Origin of the sequence: Aeromonas sp. s6, from assembly GCF_040907815.1 — a bacterium.
GTDB lineage: Bacteria > Pseudomonadota > Gammaproteobacteria > Enterobacterales > Aeromonadaceae > Aeromonas > Aeromonas caviae.
Genome location: NZ_JBFOCN010000117.1, coordinates 1 through 3,387, shown reverse-complemented (window position 1 = coordinate 3,387; position 3,387 = coordinate 1). Strand labels below are relative to the sequence as shown.

2 protein-coding genes are annotated in these 3,387 nt (G+C 61.1%); both read left to right on the top strand.

Annotated features, from left to right (window positions below):
* Nucleotides 1-1,143, top strand: a 1,143-nt coding sequence (locus tag AB5Y50_RS17625) for a phage portal protein (RefSeq protein WP_368163127.1), incomplete at its 5' end; no start/stop codon positions are given.
* The gene (locus tag AB5Y50_RS17620) at nucleotides 1,055-3,160 is read left to right on the top strand and encodes a ClpP-like prohead protease/major capsid protein fusion protein (protein ID WP_368163125.1); all 2,106 of its coding nucleotides are present in this window, start codon (nucleotides 1,055-1,057) and stop codon (nucleotides 3,158-3,160) included. The genes AB5Y50_RS17625 and AB5Y50_RS17620, both read left to right, overlap by 89 nt.
* Nucleotides 3,161-3,387 lie beyond the last annotated feature (227 nt).

The window sequence follows — 3,387 nt, the reverse complement described above, 5'->3', positions numbered from 1 at the left end:
TTGCGCGATGGCGAGGTGTTTGGCCGCCGCCTGCTCGGCACCATCAAGGGCTATCAGCATCATTCTGACACCCCCTTTTCGGTGGAGGTGCTGGAACCTGACTTTGTGCCGTTCGAGATGAACAGCGTGGCGGATGGGGTCAGGCAGGGGATCAAGGTCGATGCCTGGCGCCGTCCGAAATCCTACTTTGTGATGTTCGATCACCCCGGCGAAATGCAGGGCTATCGCTACCGCACCAAGGAGGTTGAAGCCAGCGAGATGTATCACCTGGCCCTGCGCAAGCGGATCCATCAGCTGCGCGGCGTTACGCTGCTGCACGGTGTCATCACTCGCCTCGCTGACCTCAAGTCGGTGGAGGAGGCCGAGCGTGTGGCAGCTCGGATCAGTGCCTCGCTCGCCTTCTTCATCAAGAAGGAGCACCCTGAGGGATACCAGGCGCCACCAGATGGTTCGCCTGCGCAAGCGCAGAGAATGATCGACATCACGCCGGGCATGACCTTTGACGACCTGCGCCCCGGCGAAGATGTCGGGGTTATCCAGTCCAACCGGCCAAACACCGCTCTGAACATCTGGCGATCGGGTCAGCTGCGCTCATCCTGTGCTGGCACCCGCAGCCAGTATTCGAGCGTGGCCCGCGACTATGACGGCACCTATTCCGCCCAGCGCCAGGAGCTGGTTGAGGGGTGGGAAGGCTTTGCCGTGCTGCAGGATGAGTTTGTGGCCAACTGGTCGCGCCCTGTTTATCGGGATTGGTTGCTGGCCGAAACCCTGCGCAGCAAAGACCCGCTCAAGCCGCCTCCCGAGCTGGATATGAAAACCCTGTTCGATGCCATCTATCTGGCGCCAGTCATGCCCTGGATTGACCCGGAGCGCGAGGCCAACGGCTGGAGAGCTGTGATTCGTGGTAGTGCTGGCACGGTGACTGAGTGGATCCGGGCTCGCAACAGGAACCCTGACGAGGTGCGGGACCAGCGTCTTTCCGAACTGGAATGGGAGAAGCAAAACAACGTCATCACCGATTCCAACCCAGCCAATGATCCAGGAGCACAACCCAGTGAAAAAGCACCACCTGACGGCGGCGGTCCAGACCGCGCTGATGCCAGCGCGAGCGGAGGCCGCCAGCGACCAACCCGCCGCCGATAACCAGAGCCCCCGCAGCTGGTACACCATCAACGCCCTGGCCGCCTCAGAGCCCACGGTAGAGATCTACATCTATGACGTGATCGGCTACTGGGGTGTGTCGGCTCAACAATTCATCTCGGACTGCAAGGCCGCCGGGGTGTTTAGTGCCAAGCAAATCAATCTGCACATTCACAGCCCCGGCGGTGATGTGATGGACGGGTTTGCCATCTACAACACCCTGGCCCGCCTCACCTGCAAGATCGACATCTGGAACGATGGCCTGGCGGCCAGTATGGCCTCGGTCATTCTCTGCCTGCCCAATGCCACCGTGCATATGCCGAGCAATGCCTGGGTGATGATCCACAAGCCGTGGTCTGGCGCAGTCGGCAATGCGGACGACTTGCGAGATCTGGCCGATTGGCTGGATCGCAACGAGGCGCTGCTGCTCAACGCCTACGAGAAGAAAACCGGCAAGCCCCGCGAGGAGCTGGCCGCGCTACTGTCGGCAGATACCTGGCTCGATGGCCTGCAGGCCAAAGAGATGGGGTTTGTCGATGTCCTGGAAGAGCCGATCTCGGCTGCCGCCTACGTGAACGAGAACAAGATGAAAGACTTTAACAACATTCCTACCCAGGCCCGAACCCTGTTCGGCGCCAAAGCGAACGCTGGCACAGCTGCTCCTGTACCGGCCAATCCCACCACGACCGCCGTTTTGCCTGGCCAACCCCAGCAGCCCGCTGGTGATGATGCTGTCGCTGCCTTCAAGCGACAGGAGCAGGCTCGCCGCAATGACATTCAGGATCTGTTTGCGCTGACCGGCGGCCGCTTCCCTGAGCTGATGGCCGAGTGCCTGGCTGATATGGATGTTTCCGCCGCCGCTGCGAAAGAGAAAATCAAGGCCGCGCTGGGCACCGGCGCCAGTGAAACCGGCCCGCTGGGTTCCACCGTGCATATCCACGCTGGCAACGGCAACCTGATCGGCGACTCTGTTCGCGCCTCCCTGATGGCCCGCTGTGGTCATGCAGAGAAAGAGCGTGACAACCGCTATGACGGTTTCAGCTTGCGCGAGCTGGCGCGGGCATCACTGGAAGGTCGCGGGGTATCCACCTCCGGCATGAGCCCGATGAACTATGTCGGCATGGCCTTCACCCACACCAGTTCCGACTTTGGCAAGATCCTGATGGATGTTTCCAACAAGTCAGTGCTGGAAGGTTGGGAATCCGCCAACGAGACCTTCGAGAAGTGGACGCGCAAGGGCACCTTGTCCGACTTCAAGGTGGCCCAGCGTGTCGGCTTGGGTGATATCGCCAGCCTGCGCAAAGTGCGCGAGGGTGCTGAGTACAAGCACATCACCCTGAACGACACCGGTGCCACCATCCAGCTGGCAACCTACGGCGAGCTGTTCTGCATCACCCGCCAGGCGATCATCAACGATGACCTCGACCTGCTGACCCGCATCCCGAAACTGATGGGGGCGGCGGCGCGTGGCACCATCGCAGATCTGGTCTATGCCGTGTTGACCCAGAACATCAAGATGCCGGACAACAAGGCGTTGTTCCACGCCGATCACCACAACCTGCTTAGCGGCGCAGACTCTGCCATGAGCATCAAGGCACTCTCTGCTGCCAAGGCGCTGATGCGCAGCCAGAAGGCGGCCGCAGAAGGTGGTAAGGGTCGCGCTCTCAACATCCGTCCGGGCTTTGTTCTGGTGCCGACTGAGCTGGAAGATACCGCGTTCCAGCTGATCAACAGCACTTCCGTCCCCGGCGCCGATGCCAACTCCGGCATTATCAACCCGCTCAAGGGCTTCGCCGAGGTGATCGGTGAGCCGCGCCTCTCCGATAGCGATGTGGCCCAGTGGTTCCTGGCTGCGCAGGGTGGCGACACGGTTGAGGTGGCCTATCTGGACGGCATGGATGCGCCCTGGATTGAGCAGCAGGAAGGCTTCACCGTTGACGGCGTGACCACCAAGGTTCGCATCGATGCGGGGGTTTCTGCTCTCGACTATCGCGGCCTGGTCAAGTCGAACGGCAAGTAATGGGAATGGCCCGCCATCTGGCGGGCCATCTTTTTGGCAAAAAACAGGAATAACAACATGGCAAAGAATTTCGTTTGTGCCGGCACCCAGCTGGCATTTATCGCCCCGACCGGTGGCGTGGTTGCCGGCAAGCCTATCAAGATGGGCGCTCTGACCGTTGTCCCGCTGGAGACCGCTGCCGCTGGCGCCGAGTTTACCGGCGCCCTGTCCGGTGTCTGGTCTCTCCC